This is a genomic window from Pandoraea sp. B-6, assembly GCF_000282835.1.
GTDB classification, from domain to species: Bacteria; Pseudomonadota; Gammaproteobacteria; order Burkholderiales; family Burkholderiaceae; genus Pandoraea; species Pandoraea cepalis.
Window position 1 is genome coordinate 142,184 of the sequence record NZ_KB290516.1, and the last position, 2,467, is coordinate 144,650.

The window sequence follows — 2,467 nt, forward strand, 5'->3', positions numbered from 1 at the left end:
TTCACCCACCGGTTCATGCTTCGGGGCGCCATGATCGTTCGACGCGTCTGCCGATGGCACCTTGCCGGCGCTCTCCTTGACAGGCCCATGCGGCAAATCCGGCGTCTTCTGCGGCGCCTTGCCCGTGCGCTCGCGCAGCACCAGACGCGCCGCCTCGCGCGCCTTGTCGGCGCCTGAATCGTCTTCGACCCCCGGTGTGCCGGGGGCGCGTGGCGCCGCCAGTGTGGCGGCCGCGAGCGCGATATCGTAGGCGTCGCGCCCGTCGCTTTCGCCGTCGGCCGCATGGGTGCGTGTGTCCTGGCCGGCTGGCTTGTCCGAGGCTTCAGAGGGCTCGCGGGTGTCACGCGCCGCCGCGCCGTCGTTCGTCTTGGTGGGCGATGGGGCGAGTACGGTCGTCAGTGTGCCGCGCACGCCGGCCGTCAGCCCGGCGATCCATGCGGCGAAGCGTCCGTTGGCGCTGCCGTCCACGGCGGCCAGAATCCGTTCGACGTTCGGCAGGAAGTCCTTCTCCTCGGCCGCCTCTTTCTCGAGCCGCGCCTTCTCTTGCGCCGAGAGCGGAATGCGCACGAGTGCCCGTCGCAGCACAGGCGGCATGATGAGTGTGGTGATCAGCGCCATGACGACGACCATGGTGAACAGGTCCTGACTGAGCACGCCCAGCGAAAGCCCGATGCTCGCCACGATGATCTCGGTGGAACCGCGCGCATTCATGCCGGTTGCGAGTGCCAGCGCTTCGGCCGACGACATGCCGCCCAGGCGCGCGCCAGCGAAACCGCCGGTGAACTTGCCCACGCTCGCGATCAGGATCAATCCGGCGACCAGACCGAGCATGCGCCAGTCGAGCAGGATCGTCAGATCCACCGACAGGCCCGCAACCCCGAAGAACACCGGCGCGAAGAGCGCAACGATCAACCCGCGCAGCTGTGCCTCGATCTGCTCGGTGAGAATCGGCGACTGCCCGATCATGACGCCCGCCATGAACGCGCCCAGGGCGGTATGCACACCGAGCTTGTCGGTGGCGAGCGCCAGCACGAAGGTGATCACGAGAATCGCGCTGAGTGCGGGCATCTCGGCGGTGAAGCGATCGTTGGTCCAGCGAATGGCGACGGCCACGGCACGTTTGCCCACGGTGAAGCACAGCACGATGAACAGCAACGTGCCCCCCAGGCTGATCGACAGATGGCCGAGATCGATCGAGCCGCTCGCCCCCAGGCCGGCGATGGCAGCGATGATGATCCAGCCGGTGGTGTCGTCGAGAATGGCGGCCGCCAGGATGATCTGGCCGATGTTGCGGCGCAGATAGTCGACTTCGCGAATGACCGTCGCCACGACTTTGACGGACGAGATCGACAGCGCGGTGCCGAGGAAGAGGGAGGTGACCAGCCGGGCCTCGGGATGCGGCAGGAGATCGTCGGGTAGATGCCAGCCAAGCGCAAAGCCGCAGGCGAAGGGGACCACCATGCCGCCGGCCGACGCGAAGATGGCCATTCGCTTCATGCGGCGAACGAGGCCCAGATCGGTTTCCAGCCCGGTGGACAGCAGCAGTAGCAGTACGCCCAGTTCGGCGACCGCGTCGAGCATCCTTTTCTGCGCTTCGGTATCGGGAAAGACGGCGTGCTGCCAGGCGGGCATCAGGGCGCCGAAGACGGACGGGCCGAGCAGCACGCCGGCCAGCAACTGCCCCATGACCGCCGGCTGGCGCAGGCGCTGCATAACTTCGCCAAGCAATCTGCCGACAAGGACCAAGAGGAGCAGTTGGGTGAAGAAAATTGCCGTGCCATGGCCTGCGTGCATGTGCCTCCCTGCAAGTCGTCCGACAGGTGGGACGACGTACGGCCGGGTCGGGAACCCGGCGCGCGCGTGCGCGTCCGTACCGATTTGCCCAGTTTTGCGATTACCATGCTTACCATGCGTCAAGCGGGCGGCTGCATTCGATGAGTGACGGCCACCGTCCACGCAATTTACCATGCTCGATAGGACCTATGATCGATACCCATCTCGCCAGTTTCGATGCCGACGTGCTGGCCGTCTCGCATCAAGTGCCGGTGCTCGCCGATTTTTGGGCGCCGTGGTGCGGCCCGTGCAACGTGCTCGGACCGTTGCTGGAAAAGCTGGAAGCCGAAGCGCAGGGTCGCATTCGTCTCGTGAAGATCAACGCCGATGAGAACGCGCAGCTTTGCGCGGAGTATGGCGTGCGCAGCCTGCCGACGGTGGTCGCCTTCGTCGACGGCGAGCCGGTCGACCAGTTCGTGGGCGCCTTGCCCGAGGGGCAGTTGCGCGCGTTCATCGATCGGATCGTGCCGAATCCGGCGGAGATGGCGCGCCGCGTGGCGCGCGAGGCGTTGACGGCGGGCAAGCCCGAGGTGGCGCGCGACGCATTGCAGGCCGCGCTGGCGCTGGACCCAGCGCATGACGAAGTGCGTCTCGATCTGGTCGACGTGCTGCTCGGCATGGGCGAGGTCGACGG

Annotated in this window: 2 protein-coding genes; one reads left to right on the forward strand and one right to left on the reverse strand. The window is 66.8% G+C overall.

What is annotated here, in order from left to right:
- Positions 1-1,968, reverse strand: a 1,968-nt coding sequence (locus A985_RS25130; protein ID WP_369751572.1) for a cation:proton antiporter, incomplete at its 3' end; no start/stop codon positions are given.
- Between the two features lie 14 nt (positions 1,969-1,982).
- Between A985_RS25130 and trxA the strand changes: the two genes are divergently transcribed.
- Positions 1,983-2,467 (forward strand): thioredoxin (trxA, locus tag A985_RS0111240; protein ID WP_017233504.1); only part of this gene is annotated, 485 nt, incomplete at its 3' end.